Origin of the sequence: Cryobacterium zongtaii (assembly GCF_002909375.1) — a bacterium.
Lineage (GTDB): Bacteria > Actinomycetota > Actinomycetes > Actinomycetales > Microbacteriaceae > Cryobacterium > Cryobacterium zongtaii.
The window spans coordinates 61,837-81,560 of record NZ_PPXD01000005.1 but is presented as its reverse complement, the minus strand read 5'-3'; the positions used below and the strand labels follow the sequence as shown (position 1 = coordinate 81,560).

Sequence of the window (19,724 nt, the reverse complement as noted above, 5' to 3'; positions counted from 1 at the left end):
GTGTCAAGGATGCATTGACAGCGAAGTTCTGTCAAGCATTCCTTGACGCACCGGTCTCCCCGTAGCGCCGGACGGGGCAAGCGGTAAGAGTGGAGGGATGAATGACTTCGTCAGCTCACCCGGCGGCGACCCGCGGGGCTTCGACAAGCGGCACCACGGTGCCCCCTCCGGCTTCTTCGAGGCCGAGGCCGCCGGCCTGGCTTGGCTGGCGATACCCGGGGGAGTGCGCACCGCCCAGGTGCTCGACCTCGAGCCCGGGCACATCGTGCTGGAGACCATCGACGAGGTGCCACCCAGCCGGTCGGCCGCGCGAGCGTTCGGCGCGGAGCTGTCGGTGACCCACTCGGCCGGCGCCGCGGCGTTCGGTGCCCCACCCGACAACTGGAGCGGCCCGTTGTTCATCGGTAATCGGAGCCTCCCCAGCGCTTACGAGAGCGACTGGGGAGTGTTCTACGCCCGCTACCGGGTGCTGCCGTACCTGGATATCGCCGTCGACGTGGGCGGGATCACGGCCCGGCAGGCCGAGGCCGTGCACGCGGCCTGCGCGCGCATCGAGGCCGGCGACTTCGATGACGGCGCCCCGCCGGCCCGGATACACGGCGACCTGTGGACCGGCAACGTGTTGTGGTCCGCCGACGGGGTCGTGCTGATCGACCCGGCCGCGCACGGCGGCCACCGCGAAACCGACCTGGCGATGCTCGCCCTGTTCGGCTGCCCGTACCTCGAGGAGATCACCGCGGGCTACGAGTCGGCATCGCGGCTGGTGCCGGGCTGGCGGGCGCGTACGCCGCTGCACCAGCTGCATCCGCTGGCCGTGCACGCGGCCGGACACGGCGCGGCGTACGGCCGGGCACTCGAGCAGGCCGCCGAAGCCGTGCTCGAGCTACCCGCCGCCCACCCGCCCGCGGAGTGACCGGCCGGGGTGAGGGCTACAGCGTCTGCCCCGCGTGGGTGCCTTCGCGCGCCTCTTCGATCACCTTGGCGTTGAACGCCGGCAGGTCGGCGGGGGTGCGGCTGGAGACCAGGCCCTGGTCCACCACCACTTCCTCATCGACCCAGGTGGCCCCGGCGTTCTGCAGGTCGGTCTTCAGGCTCGGATACGAGGTGAGCGTGCGCCCCTCCACCACGCCGGCCTCGATCAGGATCCAGGCGGCGTGGCAGATCGCCGACACCGGCTTGTGCGCGGCGAAGAAGTCCCGGGTGAAGGAGACCGCGTCCTCGTCCATGCGCAGGTGATCGGCATTGACGACGCCGCCGGGCAGCACGAGAGCGTCGAAGTCGTCGGCGTTGGCCTCGGCGACGGCCAGGTCGACGTACTGCGAGTGGCCCTTCTTGCCCGTGACGCTTTCGGTGGCGGGGGATACCAGCACGGCGGTGGCGCCGGCATCCGTCACGGCCTGCCAGGGGCTGGACAGTTCGCTGTCTTCGTAGCCATCGGTGAGTAGAAAAGCGATGCGCTTGCCGGAAAGCTCGGTGGTCGTCATGGTTCTCTCCCTGTCATCGGTGTTCACGATCGTGTTCGCCGGCCGGGTGAACCGGACGACCATTCCACGGTAGCCACGAGCCGGCGCGCCTGCAGGGAAACTCACGAAACATTGAGGTTGCACCGGCACCCGAATCGGTATCGCTTGCCGGGCCCGGCCCGGCCGGCAGGGCTCTGCAGCGCCGGGTTGGGACTTTTGGTCTGCCACTGGTGGACGTGTCGCCCTAAACTTGAGCTTTACACGGAATGGACACCCCCATGAGTCTCTGGCGCACGAAGAGCATCGAGTCATCGATCGAGGATTCCCTGGAAAAGGGGCACAGCCTTAAACGCACCCTCGGCACCTGGGACCTGATGATCATGGGAGTCGCGGTCGCCGTCGGCGCCGGTATCTTCTCGGTCGGTGCCAAGGCCGCCGGCAGCTACGCCGGACCATCCGTGACGCTCGCCTTCGTGCTCGCCGCCGTCACCTGCGCCCTCGCGATCATGTGTTACGCCGAGTTCGCCTCCGCCGTGCCCGTGGCCGGCTCCGCGTACACCTTCACCTACGCCACCCTGGGCGAGTTGTTGGCCTGGATCATCGGCTGGGACCTGATCCTGGAGATGCTCACCGCCGCGGCAGTGATCGCCAAGTACTGGGGCATCTACCTCAGTAACGTCTTCGCCCTCTGGAACTGGGACATCCCCGCCACCATCAACGTGATCGGGCTCGACGTGAGCTGGGGCGCGTTCGTGATCGTTGCCGTCTTCACCACTCTGTTGGTGCTGGGCACCCAGCTCTCCGCCCGCGTCGCCAGCGTGTTCACCATCATCAAGGTGGCGATCGTGCTCTTCGTCATCGTCGTCGGCGCGTTCTTCATCAACCCGGCCAACTACTCGCCGTTCATCCCCGAGTCGGTGCCCACCACGGATGGCGTCGGCAGCGACGTCTGGACCCAGTCGCTGTTCTCGTTCATGACCGGCGCCGCCCCGGCGCAGTACGGCATCTTCGGCCTGCTCGCCGGCGCCTCCCTGGTGTTCTTCGCCTTCATCGGCTTTGACGTGGTTGCCACCAGCGCCGAAGAGGTCAAGAACCCGCAGAAGACCCTGCCGCGCGGCATCTTCGCCGGCCTGGCCATCGTCACCGTGCTCTATGTCGGTGTCAGCCTCGTACTCACCGGCATGGTGCCGTACACCGTGCTCGCCGATGACCCCAACGCGTCGCTGGCCACCGCCTTCATCGCCGTGGGCGCCGGCTGGGCCGCCCAGGTCATCTCCATCGGCATCCTGGCCGGCCTCACCACGGTGATCATGGTGCTGCTGCTCGGGCTCTCGCGGGTGCTGTTCGCCATGAGCCGCGACGGCCTGCTGCCGCGTTGGCTCAGCGTCACCTCGGAAAAGCGCCGCACGCCGGTGCGCATCCAGATCATCACCGGCGCGGCGGTCGCGCTGATCGCCGGACTCACCGACGTGGGTGTGCTCGAAGAGATGATCAACATCGGCACCCTGTCGGCGTTCGTGCTCGTGAGCATCGCCGTCGTGGTGCTGCGCAAGAAGCGGCCCGACCTCAAGCGCTCGTTCAAGGTGCCGCTGTCGCCGTTCCTGCCGATCCTCTCGGCAGTGCTCTGCTTCTGGCTGATGCTGAACCTCACCACCCTCACCTGGGCGCGTTTCGCGGTTTGGCTGGCCCTCGGCTTCGTCGTCTACTTCGCCTACGGTCGCCGCCACTCCCTGGTGGGCATCAACGCCAAGCTCATCGTCGACGCGACCCGCCGCGAGGAGATCGAACGCGAGGAGCGCTCGCTCAAGGGCAAGTAGCCGCGCAACTGTTCACCAAGGGGACTTCTGCGTCCGGTACGCCGGACGCAGAAGTCCCCTTCGGCACTAGAAGCGAGCGGATGCCGCTAGAGCCGATACAGGCGGGCCTCCCACGGCAGGAGCGCCGCGGAACCGTCACCGGGATAGTTGCCCAGCAGCAGCTCGGCACCGGAGATGTCATCCGGCAGCCATTCGCCCTGCACCGTCAGCGGCGCATCCGACACGTTCGCCAGCACCAGCAACGTCACGCCGTTCAGGATGCGGGTGAACGCGTACAGCTGCTCGTGGTCGGGTTCGATCAGCTCGAACGCTCCGAGCGCCACCACCGGATCGGTGTGCCGCAGCTGGATCAGCCGCTGGTAGAACGCGAACACGCTGCGCGCGGCTGCCCGGTCGGTCGCCACGTTGATGCGCGGAAAATTCGGGTTGGCCGCGAGCCACGGCGTTTCGGTGCTGAACCCGGCGTGGGCCGAGTCGTCCCACTGCATCGGTGTGCGCGCGTTGTCCCGCCCCATGGCGTGCACCCCGGCCAGCACACTCGCCGGCGACTGGTCGAACTGCTCCACGGCCTCCCGGTAGTGGTTGAGTGACTCGATGTCCCGGTAGTGGTCGATGGTGTCGAACGTCACGTTCGTCATGCCGATCTCTTCGCCCTGGTAGATGTAGGGCGTGCCGCGGTGCAGGTGCAGCACCAGCGCCCACAGGGTGGCCGACTCGTACCGGAACTCGGTGTCGTTGCCGAATCGCGACACCAGCCGCGGCTGGTCGTGGTTGTTCAGGTAGAGGCTGTTCCAGCCGGTCTCCGCCAGGCCGACCTGCCAGCGGGCCAGGCTCTGCTTCAGCGGCACCAGGCTGCGCGGCAGCGGGTCGAACTTGTGCGTGCCCTGGTCGAGCGAGACATGCTCGAACTGGAAGATCATGTCGACCTCGGCGCGGGCCGCATCCGTGAACAGCACGGCATCCTGAATGCTCACACCGGGCATCTCGCCCACGGTCAGGTGCTCTCCGGTGCGGCCGGCGAACACCGCCCGGTGCATCTCCTGCAGGTACTCGTGGATCTGCGCGCCCATCGGCGAACCACCCCCGGTCGCCGCGGCCGGCCCGCTCACCAGCTCCACCTGCTTGGCAATGAAGTTGATCACGTCCATCCGGAACCCGTCCACGCCGCGGTCCAGCCACCAGTTCATCATCGAGTAGACCGCCTGGCGCACCTCGGGGTTCTCCCAGTTGAGGTCGGGCTGCTGCGTGGCGAACAGGTGCAGGTAGTACTCACCGGTGGTCTCATCCAGGGTCCAGGCCGGGCCGCTGAAAGCGCTGCCCCAGCCGTTCGGCTCGGCGCCGGCCGCGCCGGGCTGGCGCCACCAGTACCAGTCGCGCTTGGGGTTGTCGATCGACGACCGCGATTCGACGAACCACGGATGCTCGTCGCTGGTGTGGTTGACCACCAGGTCCATCACGATCTTGATGCCGAGCTCATGGGCCTCGGCCAGCAGCAGGTCGAACTCGGCCAGACTGCCGAACACCGGGTCGATGTCCTGGTAGTCGCGGATGTCGTAGCCGTTGTCGTGCTGCGGGGACGGGTAGACCGGCGAGAGCCAGATCGCGTCCACGCCGAGCTCGGCGAGGTAACCGAGCTTGCCGCGCACCCCGCCGAGGTCGCCGACGCCGTCGCCGTTGGAGTCCGCGAAGCTGCGCGGATAGACCTGGTAAACCACGGCCGTGGTCCACCACGGCGCCGCGGTGTGCGGGCCGTCCTGGGTGTCGGCGGGGTCGGTGCCGGCGGAGCGGCTGTGCAGATTGGTCACGGGGTCCTCCCTGGCCGGGGCCGGCGCGGGCGAGCGCGGGCGATCCGGTGTCACGCGAATTGGTTTAGCTGCAGAAAAAAGTCGTCCGTCCAATGTAGCGTCCGGTGTTCGGGCGGCACCACTGCGGGGGTGCCGTGGGGTGGTGCGCCAGTCGGTGCGCCGGCGGGGCGGCTATGTCAAGATGAGAGCCAACCCGATTCGGGGGCCAGGAAAGGGCGACCGCGATGTACGGCAGTACCGGGGCCGCGCCATCGATCGGTGACTCCTCGATGGGCCTCGCGCGTGCCGTTCTCATGCACGGCCCGATCTCGCGCAGCGACCTGGGGCGCCGCCTCGGACTGTCCCCGGCGAGTCTCACCCGGCTGAGTAAGCCGTTGTTCGACAGCGGCCTGCTTGTGGAGGTCAGCGACACCCTGATCAGCGGGGTCGGCCGCCCCACCAAGCCGCTGGATGTGCGCCTGGAGGGTCGCCGCTACGTCGGGGTCAAGCTCACCGGCGACAGCGCCTTCGGCGTGCTCACCGACCTGCGCGTGAACGAGCTCTCCTCGGCCCACCGCCGGCTCGACGGCACTGACGTGGCCGGGGTGGTGCGGCAGCTGCGCTCTCTGGTGCTCGAACTCGCCAACGGTGCGCCGATCACGGCACTCGGGGTGACTGTCGGCGGCCAGGTCATCGGCTCCCGGGTCGTCGCCCGGGCGCCGTTCCTGGCCTGGCGTGACGTGGACCTGGCCTCCGCGCTGGAAGCCGGCCTCGGCATCCCGGTGCTGGTCGAGAATGACGTGGTGGGGCTGGCCGCCGCCGAACAGTGGTTCGGTGCGGGCCGGGGCACCGCCAGCTTCGCCGTGCTCACGATCGGCCTCGGCGTGGGTTACGGGCTCGTGGTCGACGACCGGGTGATCAGCACCCGGGACTCCGGCCTCGGCCTCGGCGGACACGTGCCGTTGGATGCGAACGGGCCGCTCTGCGGCAGCGGACACCGGGGCTGCTCGGACGCCATGCTCACCCAGGGCAGCATCCGGGCGCAGGTGAGCGACACCCTGGGCCGGGCGGTGGAGTACGACGAGGCGCTCGCGCTGGCCGCGGCGGGAGTGCCCGCCGCACTGTCCGTCGTCCAGGCCTCGGGACGCGCCCTCGGCCGCCTGGTGGCCCTGATCGCCAACATCGCGATGGTCGACACCGTCGTGCTCTCCGGCGAGGGCATCGGACTGTGGAAGGTGGTGGCGGACGAGATCGTGGCGGCGGCCCACGGGGACCGCGATGCCGAGGCGACGCCGCTGCAGATCACCGTCGACGACAGCGGCACGTCCTCCTGGGCCAGGGGAGCGGCGGCCGTCGCGATCCAGCACACCCTGACCAGGTTCGCCGTGGCGGACTGACCCGACGGGCCGTCAGGACAGCCCTTCCTCCACGCGCGACGCCGGGTCGGGAATAGGATCGGGCCATCCGCCGTTGACACCTATATACATGCAGACGCATTGAGTTTTGGAGGCTGGAAATGCAGTTCGGAATCTTCACGGTCGGGGACCTGACCACCGATCCCACCACGGGTCAGACGCCGACGGAGCACGCCCGCATCAAGGCCATGCTCACCATCGCGCAGAAGGTCGAAGAGGTGGGGCTGGACGTCTTCGCCACCGGCGAGCACCACAACCCGCCGTTCGTACCCTCGTCGCCGACCACGATGCTCGGCTACATCGCGGCCAAAACCGAGCGCATCATCCTCTCCACCGCCACCACACTGATCACCACCAGTGACCCGGTGAAAATCGCCGAGGACTTCGCGATGCTCCAGCACATCGCCGACGGCCGGGTGGACCTCACCCTGGGCCGCGGCAACACCGGCCCGGTCTACCCCTGGTTCGGCCAGGACATCCGCCAGGGCATCCCGCTGGCGCTGGAGAACTACGCTCTGCTGCGCCGGCTCTGGCGTGAGGATTTCGTCGACTGGGAGGGACAGTTCCGCACCCCGCTGCAGGGCTTCCAGTCCACCCCGCGCCCGCTCGACGGTGTGGCGCCGTTCGTCTGGCACGGCAGCATCCGCAGCCCCGAGATCGCCGAGCAGGCCGCGTACTACGGCGACGGTTTTTTCTCGAACCACATCTTCTGGCCGGCCTCGCACACCGCGAAGATGGTCAAGTACTACCGCAACCGGTTCGAGCACTACGGCCACGGCACCGCCGCGCAGGCAATGGTTGGGCTCGGCGGCCAGGTGTTCATGAGCAAGAACTCACAGGATGCCAAGCGTCAGTTCCGGCCGTACTTCGACAACGCCCCGGTCTACGGCAACGGCCCGAGCATGGAGGAGTTCACCTCGCAGACCCCGCTCACCGTCGGCAGCCCACAGGAGGTCATCGACCGCACCCTCGGTTTCCGCGACTACGTCGGCGACTACCAGCGCCAGCTCTGGCTGATGGACCACGCCGGCCTGCCGCTGAAGACCGTGCTCGAGCAGCTCGACCTGCTCGGCGAGGAGGTTGTGCCCGTGCTCCGCAAGGAGTTCGCCAAGAACCGCCCGGCCGACGTGCCGGATGGCCCCACCCACGAATCCCTGGTGTTCGCCGCCTCCCGGGCGCCGGTTGCCGCAGCATCCGCCGGGCGCAATGACCTCGACACCTCCGCCGCCATCGCTCCGCACCGCCGGGCGACCGGTGCCGCCTTCGGCTTGGCCGGCGCCGGCACGACGGGAGCGCAGCGATGACCGAGCGCACCCTGGCGGTCATCTCCGCCGGGCTCAGCCAGCCGTCGTCCACCCGGCTGCTCGCCGACAAGCTCGCCACGGCCACCGTGACGCGGCTGGCCGACGAGGGCGTGAGCACCACGGTGCTGACCTACGAACTGCGTGACTACGCGCAGGACATCATGAACAACATGCTCACCGGGTTCGCCAACCCGCGCCTGGAAGAGATGATCGAGGCCGTCACTGCGGCCGACGGCCTGATCGCCGTCACCCCGATCTTCACCACCAGCTACAGCGGACTGTTCAAGAGTTTCTTCGACGTGATCGACAACCGCTCCCTCACCGACCAGCCGGTGCTGATCGGCGCGACCGCGGGAACGCCGCGGCATTCGCTGGCGCTCGACTACGCGCTGCGGCCGATGTTCACCTACCTGCACTCCGTGGTGGTGCCCACCTCGGTGTTCGCCGCGTCGGAGGACTGGGGCAGCGGTGACGGCGGCCGCGTCGACAGTCGGGTGCAGACCCTGCCGGCCCGGATCGAACGCGCGGCGGGGGAGCTGTCGGCTCTCGTCGCCCGATCCGACCGGTCCAGCCGGGTGCGCGACCCCTTCGAGTTGCCCGCGGACTTCAACCCCGCCGGGATGTTCCCTCCGCGCTAGCAGTTTTCGCCACCACCCGCGGTCCCGCGGTCGTCTCACTCGAGGCGGCCCCGGGGCCGCTGCGGCGTGTCGTCCGTCCGTCCGGACGGGCTGCCGCGGCACATGCTCTGCTTCGCGGCACGTGTACTGCTTCACGGCCAGTGTAGGAACCCTGGCCGCCGGGGCGAAGGCGGGCCGCGGCGGCGAAGGCGGGCCGCCGCGAGAAGTAACCTGCGCCGCAAGCGCGACAGTGCGCGGCGAGAGCGCCGGGACCTTCTGCTCTGACAAGGCCTGTGCCGAGGGGGTCAGACTGGAACACGGTGCGCCGGAGAGAGTGCTTCCGCGAGACGGAAGCCGTGACAACCGCGCAGACAGGTCGTCCCATGGTCGCCGTACGTGCAGACACCGCGTCCCCGGATGCCCGTGCCGCGTCCCCGGATGCCCGCGCCGCGTTCCCGGATGCCCGCGCCGCGTTCCCGGATGCCCGCGCCGTGTTCTTCGCCGCCGCACCCGCATATAGGACGACCGCGAACGCCCTTCCCGTTGAAGCAGCCATGCCGGGAACCCCGGCCGTGGACCTCTCCGTTCGGATCGGCAGCCTCACGCTGCGCACCCCGGTGATGCCGGCCTCCGGCTGCTTCGGCCCGGAACTGGGCGCGCTCATCCCGGTCACCGAACTCGGCGCCACCGTCACCAAGACCGTCTTCGGCTCGGCCCGCGGCGGCAACCCCGTGCACAGGCTCACCGAGATTCCCGCGGGCATGGTCAACAGTGTCGGCATCCCCAGCCATGGCCCGGCCGGCTACCTGGCCTCACTTCATCCGCGCTACGCGGCCCTCGACGTGCCCACCATCATCAGCGTCGGAGGCCACCGGCCGAGCGAGTACGCCCCGGTCGTCGCGGCCCTGGGCGAGAACGGCGCCGCCTTCGAACTGAATGTGTCGTGCCCCAACCTCGACCGGGACGGCACCGACATCGGCTCGGATCCGGCGGCCATCCGCGAGGTGGTCGCCGCCGTGCGCCTCGTCACCGTCAAGCCGATCATCGTGAAGCTGCCGGTGCTGGTGGCCTCGATCGCCGACTGTGCCCGCGCCGCCGAGGAGGCCGGCGCCGACGCCGTCTGCGTGGCCAACTCCATTCCGGCGATGCCGCTGGATGCCCTCACCCGCCGTCCGATTCTCGGCAACGTCATCGGCGGATTGTCCGGGCCGTCGATCAAACCGATCGTGCTGCGGCTGGTCTGGCTGGCCTCCCGGGCGGTGCAGATCCCGGTGATCGCCTGCGGTGGAGTGCAGACCGTTGACGACGCCCTGGACTACTTCTCGGTGGGAGCCAGCGCCGTGCAGGTGGGCACCGCCAGCTTCGCCCGGCCGTTCGCGGCGGTGGAGGTGGCGCGGGGGTTGCGGCAGCGGTGTCAGGACGCCGGGGTCGGCAGTATTCGCGAGTTGCTCGAGTTGGAGGTGTCCTGATGAGCGCTGACGCGAGCCTGGCCTCGGAAGGCGCCCCGTCGCCAGGTCTACTTCGACAGGCTCAGCACGGCGTCGACGAGCTCGACCGGCGGGAGGCGTACCGCCAGAGCCGCGAGGCGGCAGCACGGGCGCGGGCGTTCGCCGAGGCGGATGCCGAGGCGCTCGACGGCCTGGTCTCGGTGCGGCCGCGCCAGACCGTGCCGCGCCCACAACCGGTCTGGGACGACGCCGAGGTGCTCGTGCACGAGCCGGTGGGGGAGCGCTACCGCCGCCTTGTCGTGGCCAGCAGCACCATCGCCCACACCGCGCTGGCCGGACAGTTCCTCATGATCACGGTGCCGCCGCACGCCGGCGACACGATTCTGCTGCCCCGCCCCATGGCCATCCATCGCCGCCGACCGGCGACCGCCGACCGGCCCGGCACCGTGGAAATGATCTACGGCGTCGTGGGCCGCGGCACCCGCGCTCTGGCCGCCGTTCCCGTCGGCGGCACCCTGCAGATCACCGGTCCGCTCGGTCGCGGCTTCGAATTCGACAGCGGCACCCGCTCCGCCTTGCTGATCGGCCGGGGCGTGGGCATCTGCGGCGTGATGGGCGCCGCGGAGGACGCCCGCACAACGGGCATCCGCACCACCATGGTGCTCAGCGGACGCAGCGCCGAGCAGCTGCTCGGCCGCGCCGACTGCGCCGAGCTGGGCGTCCGCATCATCGAGGCCACCGACGACGACGGCTCCAGCGACCTGCTCACACTGCAGAACAGCCTCCGCGCACGCTTCGACGGTGCCACCCCCGAGCGCACCGCGCCCGACGTGATCATGGTCTGCGGCGCCGGCGTCCTCGCCAGGCTCGCCGCGGAACTCGGCGCGCACTGGGGGGTACCCGTGCAGGCCTCGCTCGAGGCCCACATGGCGTGCGGGCTCGGCTACTGCCACGGCTGTGCCGGCCCGGTACGCACCGACCCGAGCGTCGAGGGGCCGCTGGTCTGCGCCGACGGGCCGGTCTTCGACGCCCGCATCCCTGTCGTTTAACCCCCGCTCTGCTACGCTTGTTCAGGTGGATCTTCGGATCCATCGGTTATACCCGGAGCAGACTGGCAGGACGCTGGTCCTCGGTGGTGGTTTCCCAACGCTCAGCTCGAGACAGAGCGTGTTGGTGAATTTCTACTGGTGGCCAGCAAGGTCAGCGCCCAACACATGTTCGGCAGCTTGTCCTGCCTGTTCCTGCTCCGATGTCCCACTCGCGCGCCACACGGGCAAACGAGTCTAAACAAAGGAGAGAACCCCCATATGGAGGGTCCAGAAATCACGTTCGCCGAAACCGTTATTGACAACGGCAAGTACGGCAAGCGCACCATCCGTTTCGAAACCGGGCGTCTCGCCCAGCAGGCACAGGGCTCAGCCGCTGCCTACATCGACGAAGAGACCATGCTTCTCTCCGCCACGAGCGCCAGCAAGCAGCCGAAGGACAACTTCGACTTCTTCCCGCTGACCATCGATGTCGAAGAGCGCATGTACGCCGCCGGCCGCATCCCGGGCAGCTTCTTCCGCCGCGAAGGTCGCCCGTCGACCGAAGCGATCCTCACCTGCCGTCTGATCGACCGGCCGCTGCGCCCGTCGTTCGTCGACGGACTGCGCAACGAGATCCAGGTTGTCGTCACCGTTCTGGCCATCGCGCCCGACGAGTACTACGACGTCCTGGCCATCAACGCCGCGTCCATGTCGACCCAGATCGCCGGCCTGCCGTTCTCCGGCCCGATCGGTGGCGTCCGCGTCGCCCTCATCCCCGACGACAACGGCTCCGGCCAGTGGGTCGCCTTCCCGAAGCACTCGCAGGTTGAAGAGGCCGTGTTCAGCATGGTCGTCGCCGGCCGCGTTGTGACGGATGCCGATGGCAGCGAAGACGTCGCGATCATGATGATCGAGGCCGAAGCGACCGACAACGCCTGGACCTTGATCCAGGGCGGCGCCATCAAGCCGAACGAAGAGGTCATCGCCGAGGGCATCGAGGCGTCCAAGCCGTTCATCAAGCAGCTCATCGTCGCCCAGCAGCAGGTGGCCGCCGCGGCCTCCAAGCCCACCGGCAACTACCCGCTGTTCCCGCCGTACACCCCGGAGACCTACGACGCCGTCGCAGCCCTGGCCTACGAGGGACTCAAGGACGTCTACGTCATCGCCGACAAGATCGCGCGTCAGGATGCCGACGACGTGCTCAAGGCATCCGTCAAGACCGCCATCGCGGCCAAGGTCGAAGCCGGCGAGCTGCCCGCAACCGCCAACAACCAGGTCGGCGCGGCGTACAAGTCCGTCACCAAGCTCGTGGTGCGCTCACGCGTGCTCAACGAGGGTGTTCGCATGGACGGACGCGGCCTGGCCGACATCCGCCCGCTCGACGCCGAGGTTGCGGTCATCCCGCGCGTGCACGGTTCCGCTATCTTCCAGCGCGGCGAGACCCAGATCCTGGGTGTCACCACGCTGAACATGCTCAAGCTCGAGCAGACCATCGACTCCCTGAGCCCGGTCACCAAGAAGCGTTACATGCACAACTACAACTTCCCGCCCTACTCCACCGGTGAAACCGGTCGGGTCGGTACGCCGAAGCGTCGCGAGATCGGCCACGGAGCGCTCGCTGAGCGTGCCCTGGTTCCCGTGCTGCCCAGCCGTGAGGAATTCCCCTACGCCATCCGTCAGGTCTCCGAGGCGCTCAGCTCCAACGGATCCACCTCGATGGGTTCCGTCTGCGCCTCCACCCTGTCCATGCTGAACGCCGGAGTGCCGCTGCGCGCCCCGGTCGCCGGCATCGCGATGGGCCTCATCTCCGACACCGTCGACGGCAAGACCCGCTACGCGGCTCTGACCGACATCCTCGGTGCCGAAGACGCCCTCGGCGACATGGACTTCAAGGTTGCCGGCACGGCTGAGTTCGTCACCGCGATCCAGCTCGACACCAAGCTCGACGGCATCCCCGCGTCGGTCCTGGCCGGCGCGCTGACGCAGGCGAAGGATGCTCGCACGACGATCCTCGCCGTGCTGAACGCCGCGATCGACAAGCCCGACGAGATGGCACCGACCGCGCCCCGCGTGATCAGCGTGCAGATCCCCGTCGACAAGATCGGCGAGCTCATCGGCCCGAAGGGCAAGATGATCAACTCGATCCAGGACGAGACCGGAGCCGACATCTCGATCGAGGAAGACGGTACCGTGTACATCGGCGCCGTCGATGGTCCGTCGGCCGAGGCCGCTCGCATCATGGTCAACTCCGTCGCGAACCCCACCAACCCCGAGGTTGGCGAGCAGTTCCTCGGAACTGTCGTGAAGATCGCCGCTTTCGGCGCCTTCGTCTCGCTCCTCCCGGGCAAGGACGGCCTGCTGCACATCTCTGAGGTGCGCAAGCTCGCCGGCGGCAAGCGCGTGGAGAACGTCGAAGACGTCCTCGGCGTGGGCCAGAAGGTCCTCGTCGAGATCACCAAGATTGACGACCGCGGCAAGCTTTCGCTCGCCCCGGTCCTCGCCGATGAAGCCGACACGCACGGTCGTGACGCTGCATCCGAGGGACCCGAAGCTCCGGCCGAAGGTTAGTCACTAGTTCTGCCGGCCACCTCTCGCCAGGTGTGCCGGTCAGACGGAAGGCCCGTCCTGCTTCGGCAGGGCGGGCCTTTTCGCGTCTGCAGAATGCAGCTAGCCCGACCTGGGCTGCACGCCCCGCTCCAGCAGGGGAACGATGCGATACGGGATGAGCTCGCCCATCGCGAGGGAGGTCTCGGTGCGTTCGACGCCCTCGCAGGCGAGGATCGTGCGGTCGATCCTGAACAGGTCTTCGGAGTCGGCGCAGGCCACCCGCACCAGCAGATCCGCTGCGCCGCTCATGCCGTGCGCCTGCACGATCTCGGGGATGCGGCTGAGCTCGGCGATGATGTCGGCGGCGCGCTTTTGCACGATGTGGACCTCGATGAACGCGGTCAGCGGATAGCCGAGCACGGCCGGACTGACCCGGCGATCGAAGTCGAGAAACACCCGGGACTCCTCGAGCCGGCTCATCCGGGCCTGCACGGTGTTGCGGGAGAGCCCGAGCGTGTTGGCGAGCCCCACATAGGTGCTGTCGGGGGTGGCGCACAGCGCACGGAGCAACTCGAGATCGACTCTGTCCAAGTGGTGCATACTGCCTGACCGTAGCATGCGCGCTGGCCCCTGAACAGGGCACAGTGCACACCGTGACCCACATTCGCTGCGCGGGCGGGAAGTCCACACCGGTCAGGGTGCGGCAAGGCGACGATTCGCCCAGGGTTGACCGGGCCGACGCCGCACGGAAGAGTGGTCGGATGGACGACACCCGCCAGACCCTGACTCCCGCTCAAACCCGATCGGTGCTCTCCGGGGGCGATTTCCTGCATCTGGAGGGAACGCTGTATGCCACCTACCGCACGGCCGATTTCGCCGCGGCCGTGCACCTGGTGGATGCCGTCGCTGCCGACGCCGACGCCCAGAATCATCACCCAGACGTGAAACTGGGTTACGGGTCCGTGGAGTTCGAGCTCACGAGCCACGATGTGGGTGGCATCACCCAACGGGATCTGCGGCTCGCCCAGCGCATCCAGGAACTCGCCGCCGAGCAGGAGGCGCACGCCACCCGTCTGGTGCCCAGCCGCGCCGACGTGGCCATCGACTGCACCGACGCCGAGGCCGTGCGCCCATTCTGGCGGGTGGGGCTGGGTTATGTGGAGTCCGGTCCCGCGGACGACATCGAACTGCGTGATCCTCGCGGCGGTGGCCCCAAGGTGTGGTTCCAGCACATGGAGATCCAACGCACCGAGCGCAACCGCATCCACCTCGACGTGTACGTGCCCGTCGCCGACTGTGAGGACCGGGTGCAGGACATCATCGACGTCGGGGGAGTGCTGCTCACCGACGAACACGCCCCGGACTGGTGGGTGCTCGCCGACCCAGAGGGCAACGAGCTCTGCGTGTGCAGCTGGGACGCCTGACCGGCGTGGCTCAGGCCGCTTCGCGCGCCAGGGCCTTCTCGATCGCGGCGACGAGCTGTGCAGATTCAGGTTCCACCGTCGACGCGAACCTGTCGACGATCACGCCGTCGCCGTTCACCAGGAACTTCTCGAAGTTCCACTTGATCAGCCCCGGCAGCATGCCCTTCCGGAACGCGGTGAGCTGACTGTACAGCGGATGCTGATTCTTGCCGCGCACATCCACCTTGGCGGTGAGCGGGAAGGTGACCCCGAAGTTGAGCTCGCAGAACTGCTGGATGTCCTCTTCGCTGCCGGGTTCCTCGCCCATGAACTGGTTGCACGGCAACCCGAGCACCACCAGGCCGTCGTCAGCGAAACGGCGGTAGAGCGCCTCCAGGCCGGCATACTGGGGCGTGAAGCCGCACTTCGATGCCACGTTGACCACGAGTACGGTCTTGCCGGCGAACCGGCCGAACGTGGTCGGGGTGCCGTCGATGAGGGTGAGCGGGACGCCGTACAGCGGTGAGTCAGACATGCCGGAAACACTACTCCCCGACCCTTCGAGAGAGCTCACCGAAGGCCTATTTTCGGCTAAACGGGGGGTAAAGCCGCACATTTGTGTAACGCTTGCCGCGCGCCCCCGGCGGATTGGCCGGATCGGGTTATTCTCGGCTTTACACGGGTCCGCGCGGCAGCCGCGCTGGTCCGTCCGAGGGGCGGTGAAGGCATGAGAGGCAGCGTGGCGACGGGGCGTGTGTCAACGGGGCATGTGGCAACGGAGCATGTAGCAACGGAGCGGGTGACACCAGACAGCCTGACGACAGCCGATCTCATCCTGCAAACCCGCCCGGTGGAGGTCCAGCACACCGCTCCGGTTCAGCTGCCCGACCACGACCGCCCAGCCGCCCCGGACATCCGGCGCACCATCGGCGACACCGACCTCACCGTGCACCCGCTGGCGCTGGGCTGCAGCGTCTTCGGCTGGACCACCGACGGCGACACCGCCATGGCGATCCTCGACCGGCACTGGGAACTCGGTGGCAACTTCCTCGACACCGCTGACAGCTACGCCGCCGGACGCAGCGAGGTGCTGATCGGGTCGTGGATGCGCACCCGCGGTCTGCGCGACGACACCATCGTCTCCACCAAGATCGGCCGCAACCGCGACAACCCCGGCCTCTCGCCGCGCAGCATCGTCGGTGCGGTGCACGCCTCCCTCGAGCGGCTCGGCACCGACCACATCGACCTTCTACACTTCCACTACGACGACCTCGACGTGCCGCTGGAGGAGAGCCTCGGCGCCATGGAGATGCTCATCGCCAACGGCACCGTGCGGCACCTCGCGGCGTCCAACTTCACAGCGGAGCGCCTGATGGAGGCCCGGGTACTCGCCGCCAACGGCCTGCCCAGGTTCGTGGCCCTGGAGACCCCGTACAACCTGATGAACCGGGTCTCGTTCGAATCGTCGCTGGCCCTGGTCAGCCGGGCGCAGGGTGTCGCGGTGATGCCGTACTTCGCCCTCGCGCACGGCTTCCTCACCGGCAAGTACCACTCCAAAGCCGACCTCACCGACACCATCAGGGCCGGCCGCGCATCGGCCTACCTCAACCGGGCCGGCCTCAAGGTGCTGGGCGTGCTCGAACGCATCGCGGAGGACCACGGGGTGGCTCCGTCGACGATCGCGCTGGCCTGGCTGCTGGCCAAGGACGGTGTCGTGGCCCCGGTCGCCAGCGCGAGCCGGCCGGAACAGGTGGATGCCCTGGTCGCCGCGGCCGCCGTGCGGCTGGGCCGTGCCGACATGGTCGACCTCGACAAGGTGTCGGCCTGACCGGCGCCCAGGCCCGCCGCGTCCAGCGGGGCCCGGTCGCGCCGGTGTCGTAAGGTTGAGGGGATATGAACGGTGCCGTTGAATTTCCCCTTGACCTGACCGAACTCTCGTTTCGGGCCGCTGGTGAGTCCCTCGTCAGGCGCACCGTCCTCCCCAGCGGGGTGCGCATCGTCACCGAACAGGTGCCGGGCAGCCGCAGCCTCACCATCGGCTACTGGGTGGCCGTGGGGTCCCGCGACGAACAGCCCGGTCACTTCGGCTCCACGCATTTCCTCGAGCACCTGCTGTTCAAGGGAACCGCAGAGCGTTCGGCGCTGGACATCGCCATCGCGTTCGACGCCGTCGGTGGCGAACACAACGCCATGACGGCCAAGGAATACACCTGCTACTACGCCAAGGTGCAGGATCGTGACCTCCACATGGCCGTGGAGGTGCTCACCGACATGATCACCTCGTCGCTGCTGGACCCCGCGGAGTTCGAAACCGAGCGCGGCGTCATCCTCGAGGAACTCGCGATGGCCGACGACGACCCGGCCGACGTCGCCAACGAACGCTTCTTCCAGGCCGTCATGGGCGCGCATCCGCTGGGCCGACCCATCGGCGGCAGCCCGGACACCATCCGCGCCGCGACCCGAGACGCCGTCTGGGAGCACTACCGGGCCAACTACCGCCCGCAAGACCTGGTCGTGACCGTTGCCGGCGCCGTCGACCACGACGTGCTCGTGGCCGCCGTCACCCGGTCGCTGCTGCAGGCCGGTTGGGACCTGGGCGAGTACGCCGCACCGGTGGGACGCCGCTCCGGCGCCGCCGCCGTGATCAGCCAGGGCCAGCCCATCAGCGTCGTGCACCGTCCGCTCGAGCAGGCCAACCTGCTGATCGGCGTGCCGGGTCTCGTGGCCGCCGACGACCGCCGCGTGGCGATGAATGTGCTCACCTCCATCTTCGGCGGCGGCATGTCGTCGCGCCTGTTCCAGGAGGTGCGCGAAAAGCGCGGCCTGGCCTACTCCGTCTACTCGTTCGCGCCGGGCTACTCTGACGCCGGCATCTTCGGCATGTACGCCGGCTGCACCCCGGCCAAGGCCGGTCAGGTCACCGAGATCATGCTCGACGAGCTGCACCGCCTCGCCGAGCACGGTGTGACCGCCGACGAGATGAAGCGGGCCTCCGGTCAGCTCTCCGGCGCATCCGCCCTGGCCCTCGAAGACTCCGACACCCGGATGTCCAGGCTCGGCCGCTCCGAGATCACGCTGGGCGAGTTCGTCGACCTCGACGAGGCCCTGCGGCGCCTCGCGCTGGTCACCGCGGACGATGTGCAGCAGCTGGCGGTCGACATGGTCTCCCGGCCGTTCTCCGTGGCCGCCGTCGGCGCCCTCGAGGAGGACGCCTTCGACGCCGTGCTGTCCCGCCGGGCGGCGCCCCTCCCGCCGAACTGAACTGTTCACGGCGAGCCCCGTTCGACTTCTTACGACATCAACCGAAAGGGCGATGATGCCCCAGTACCTCTACCTCGTGCGACACGGTGAACAGCAGGATGCCGAATACGGCCTGCCGGACGGCCCGCTGTCACCGCGGGGCAAGCGTCAGGCGCACCTCATCGCCGAACGCCTGGGCGGGGTGCCGTTCACCGGCGCCTGGCATTCGCCGCTGCAACGTGCCGCGGAGACGGCGGCCATCATCGCCGACCGGCTGCCGTCGCTCACCTCGGAGCCGTCGCCGCTGTTGTTCGACTGCGTTCCCTCCGGCCGGGCGCCGGAGATGCCGAAAGCATACGCGCCGTTCTTCAACTCGGTCAGCGACGACCAGATCGAGGCCGGCCGCGCTCAGATGGAGGACGCAGTCGCGGAATTCCTGCATCCGCACCGGGGTCCCCGACACGACCTGCTGATCACCCACAACTTCGTGATCGCCTGGTTCGTCCGCGAGGTGCTCGGCGCCCCCGACTGGCGCTGGATCAGCATCAACCAGGCCAACTGCGGCCTCACCGTGCTGCAGCAGAAGCCCGGCCGGCCGTGGTCGCTGGTCACCCACAACGACCTCGGCCACCTGCCGGTAGAGCTGCGAACCGGCCTGCCGGACCCGCTGTTGTTCTAGGGGCGAGGCGGTAACCCGCCTCAGTCGAGGATCTTCCAAAAGGAATCCTTGCGGCGGATCTTCCCGGCGGCATCGAATTCGAGCAGGTCGACGCCGCGCACTTCGAGTCGCCGGCCGGACACTGACGTGCCGGTCAGCGTCCACTCGGAGACTCCGAGATCATCGCCGCACACCCAGTGCCGGTCGTCGCCATAGTGCACGTCCGGGATGCCCTCGAATCGGCTGGAGAGCCCCGCCCGCACCTCGGCCCTGCCCACGAAACGATCGCCCCGAGGCTTCGCACCCCTAGGCGGGTAGAAGACGCAATCTTCGGCGAAATAGCCCATGCTCGCGTCCAGGTCGTGGTTGTTGAACGCCGCCAGGAACCCCGTCAGCGTGGCGCGTGTGACCGTCATCTCGACCGACCTCCTCCTGCCGCGCATCCGCGCCGCCTGCTGTGAGAGCAGCCAGCACTGACGGGTCAGGGGGTCGGGGCGAGCACCTTTCGGTACCAGTTCGTGGCGTTCGGGTTGTCGTTGTATGGCGGCACATCCTGATAGCCGGAGCGCTGGTACAGCGCCCCGGCCGCCTCGAGGCTCGAGTTCGTGTCGAGCACCAGCTCCGTGGCCCCGAACGCCCTGGCCCGGGTTTCGAGTTCGGCGAGCAGCAGGGTGCCCCAGCCGCGGCCGCGCACCTCCGGTTGCAACCAGAGGTGTTTCGCCTCGAACCGCACCGCACCATCCGCGCCGTCATCGATTCGACGGATGCCGCCGCAGCCCACGAAGGTGCGCGACCCCTGGGTCTCGCTCACGAGCAGGAACTGGCCGCGCGGCGGGACGAACTGTTCGGGAGCCGGGAACGTGGTGCGATAGCCGCCGGCGGAGGGGAACGTGGACGCGCGATCGCTGAAGTACTGGGTGAGCAGGGTGATGGACCCCGCATCCGTGACGGAGACCGCGGTGAATTCAGGCATGCCCCTAGGGTACGTGCCTCGGTGCCG

At 68.5% G+C, this 19,724-nt stretch carries 18 protein-coding genes; 12 read left to right on the top strand and 6 right to left on the bottom strand.

Features of this window, described 5'->3' with window-relative positions; translation table 11 throughout:
• Positions 1-97 precede the first annotated feature (97 nt).
• Positions 98-913 carry a fructosamine kinase family protein gene (locus C3B61_RS02645; RefSeq protein ID WP_103459449.1) on the top strand — a complete coding sequence of 272 codons (816 nt, stop codon included), beginning with the start codon at positions 98-100 and terminating at the stop codon, positions 911-913.
• Between the two features lie 16 nt (positions 914-929).
• On the opposite strand, the gene C3B61_RS02640 is transcribed toward C3B61_RS02645, so the two are convergent.
• Positions 930-1,484, bottom strand: a complete 555-nt coding sequence (locus C3B61_RS02640; RefSeq protein ID WP_103459643.1) for a type 1 glutamine amidotransferase domain-containing protein — start codon at positions 1,482-1,484, stop codon at positions 930-932.
• 257 nt (positions 1,485-1,741) lie between these two features.
• On the opposite strand from C3B61_RS02640, the gene C3B61_RS02635 reads away from it, so the two are divergent.
• The gene (locus tag C3B61_RS02635) at positions 1,742-3,280 is read left to right on the top strand and encodes an amino acid permease (protein ID WP_088455695.1); all 1,539 of its coding nucleotides are present in this window, start codon (positions 1,742-1,744) and stop codon (positions 3,278-3,280) included.
• Between the two features lie 86 nt (positions 3,281-3,366).
• On the opposite strand, the gene C3B61_RS02630 is transcribed toward C3B61_RS02635, so the two are convergent.
• On the bottom strand, positions 3,367-5,076 hold the full coding sequence (locus tag C3B61_RS02630) for a glycoside hydrolase family 13 protein (protein ID WP_103459642.1): 1,710 nt from the start codon (positions 5,074-5,076) through the stop codon (positions 3,367-3,369).
• A 233-nt stretch (positions 5,077-5,309) separates the two neighbouring features.
• Here C3B61_RS02630 and C3B61_RS02625 point away from each other — a divergent pair, with 233 nt between their 5' ends.
• From C3B61_RS02625 to C3B61_RS02600, 6 genes are all read left to right on the top strand, one after another.
• Positions 5,310-6,461 (top strand): ROK family transcriptional regulator, encoded by a 1,152-nt coding sequence (locus C3B61_RS02625; RefSeq protein WP_103459448.1) that lies wholly within the window; start codon positions 5,310-5,312, stop codon positions 6,459-6,461.
• Positions 6,462-6,580: 119 nt separating this feature from the next.
• The gene (locus C3B61_RS02620) at positions 6,581-7,783 is read left to right on the top strand and encodes an LLM class flavin-dependent oxidoreductase (RefSeq protein ID WP_103459447.1); all 1,203 of its coding nucleotides are present in this window, start codon (positions 6,581-6,583) and stop codon (positions 7,781-7,783) included.
• Positions 7,780-8,421 (top strand): FMN reductase, encoded by a 642-nt coding sequence (locus C3B61_RS02615; RefSeq protein WP_088455698.1) that lies wholly within the window; start codon positions 7,780-7,782, stop codon positions 8,419-8,421. The genes C3B61_RS02620 and C3B61_RS02615 overlap by 4 nt, the downstream gene beginning before the upstream one ends.
• Before the next feature lie 362 nt (positions 8,422-8,783).
• Positions 8,784-9,869, top strand: coding sequence for a dihydroorotate dehydrogenase (locus tag C3B61_RS02610; protein ID WP_103459446.1), 1,086 nt, complete (start codon positions 8,784-8,786; stop codon positions 9,867-9,869).
• On the top strand, positions 9,869-10,897 hold the full coding sequence (locus tag C3B61_RS02605) for an iron-sulfur cluster-binding protein (protein ID WP_103459445.1): 1,029 nt from the start codon (positions 9,869-9,871) through the stop codon (positions 10,895-10,897). The genes C3B61_RS02610 and C3B61_RS02605 overlap by 1 nt, the downstream gene beginning before the upstream one ends.
• Before the next feature lie 258 nt (positions 10,898-11,155).
• A complete protein-coding gene (locus tag C3B61_RS02600) occupies positions 11,156-13,444 on the top strand; it encodes a polyribonucleotide nucleotidyltransferase (protein ID WP_088455701.1) in 2,289 nt (762 codons plus the stop codon).
• Between the two features lie 99 nt (positions 13,445-13,543).
• Here the strand turns inward: C3B61_RS02600 and C3B61_RS02595 are convergent, their stop codons facing one another.
• Positions 13,544-14,023, bottom strand: coding sequence for an Lrp/AsnC family transcriptional regulator (locus tag C3B61_RS02595; protein WP_088455702.1), 480 nt, complete (start codon positions 14,021-14,023; stop codon positions 13,544-13,546).
• 161 nt (positions 14,024-14,184) lie between these two features.
• Here C3B61_RS02595 and C3B61_RS02590 point away from each other — a divergent pair, with 161 nt between their 5' ends.
• The gene (locus C3B61_RS02590) at positions 14,185-14,847 is read left to right on the top strand and encodes a VOC family protein (protein ID WP_103459444.1); all 663 of its coding nucleotides are present in this window, start codon (positions 14,185-14,187) and stop codon (positions 14,845-14,847) included.
• Positions 14,848-14,857: 10 nt separating this feature from the next.
• Here C3B61_RS02590 and C3B61_RS02585 read toward each other — a convergent pair whose 3' ends face one another.
• Positions 14,858-15,361, bottom strand: a complete 504-nt coding sequence (locus tag C3B61_RS02585; protein WP_088455704.1) for a glutathione peroxidase — start codon at positions 15,359-15,361, stop codon at positions 14,858-14,860.
• Between the two features lie 264 nt (positions 15,362-15,625).
• Between C3B61_RS02585 and C3B61_RS02580 the strand changes: the two genes are divergently transcribed.
• The 3 genes from C3B61_RS02580 to C3B61_RS02570 all read left to right on the top strand — a co-directional run bounded on the left by C3B61_RS02580 (position 15,626) and on the right by C3B61_RS02570 (position 18,745).
• On the top strand, positions 15,626-16,654 hold the full coding sequence (locus C3B61_RS02580; protein WP_241983673.1) for an aldo/keto reductase: 1,029 nt from the start codon (positions 15,626-15,628) through the stop codon (positions 16,652-16,654).
• Between the two features lie 65 nt (positions 16,655-16,719).
• On the top strand, positions 16,720-18,087 hold the full coding sequence (locus C3B61_RS02575; RefSeq protein WP_103459442.1) for a M16 family metallopeptidase: 1,368 nt from the start codon (positions 16,720-16,722) through the stop codon (positions 18,085-18,087).
• Positions 18,088-18,142: 55 nt separating this feature from the next.
• Positions 18,143-18,745, top strand: a complete 603-nt coding sequence (locus C3B61_RS02570; RefSeq protein WP_088457927.1) for a histidine phosphatase family protein — start codon at positions 18,143-18,145, stop codon at positions 18,743-18,745.
• A gap of 20 nt (positions 18,746-18,765) precedes the next feature.
• On the opposite strand, the gene C3B61_RS02565 is transcribed toward C3B61_RS02570, so the two are convergent.
• Entirely contained in the window at positions 18,766-19,140 is a 375-nt protein-coding gene (locus C3B61_RS02565; RefSeq protein WP_103459441.1) for a nuclear transport factor 2 family protein, read from the bottom strand.
• A gap of 65 nt (positions 19,141-19,205) precedes the next feature.
• Positions 19,206-19,697: a GNAT family N-acetyltransferase gene (locus C3B61_RS02560; protein WP_103459440.1), complete on the bottom strand. Its 492-nt coding sequence runs from the start codon at positions 19,695-19,697 to the stop codon at positions 19,206-19,208.
• Between the last annotated feature and the right edge of the window lie 27 nt (positions 19,698-19,724).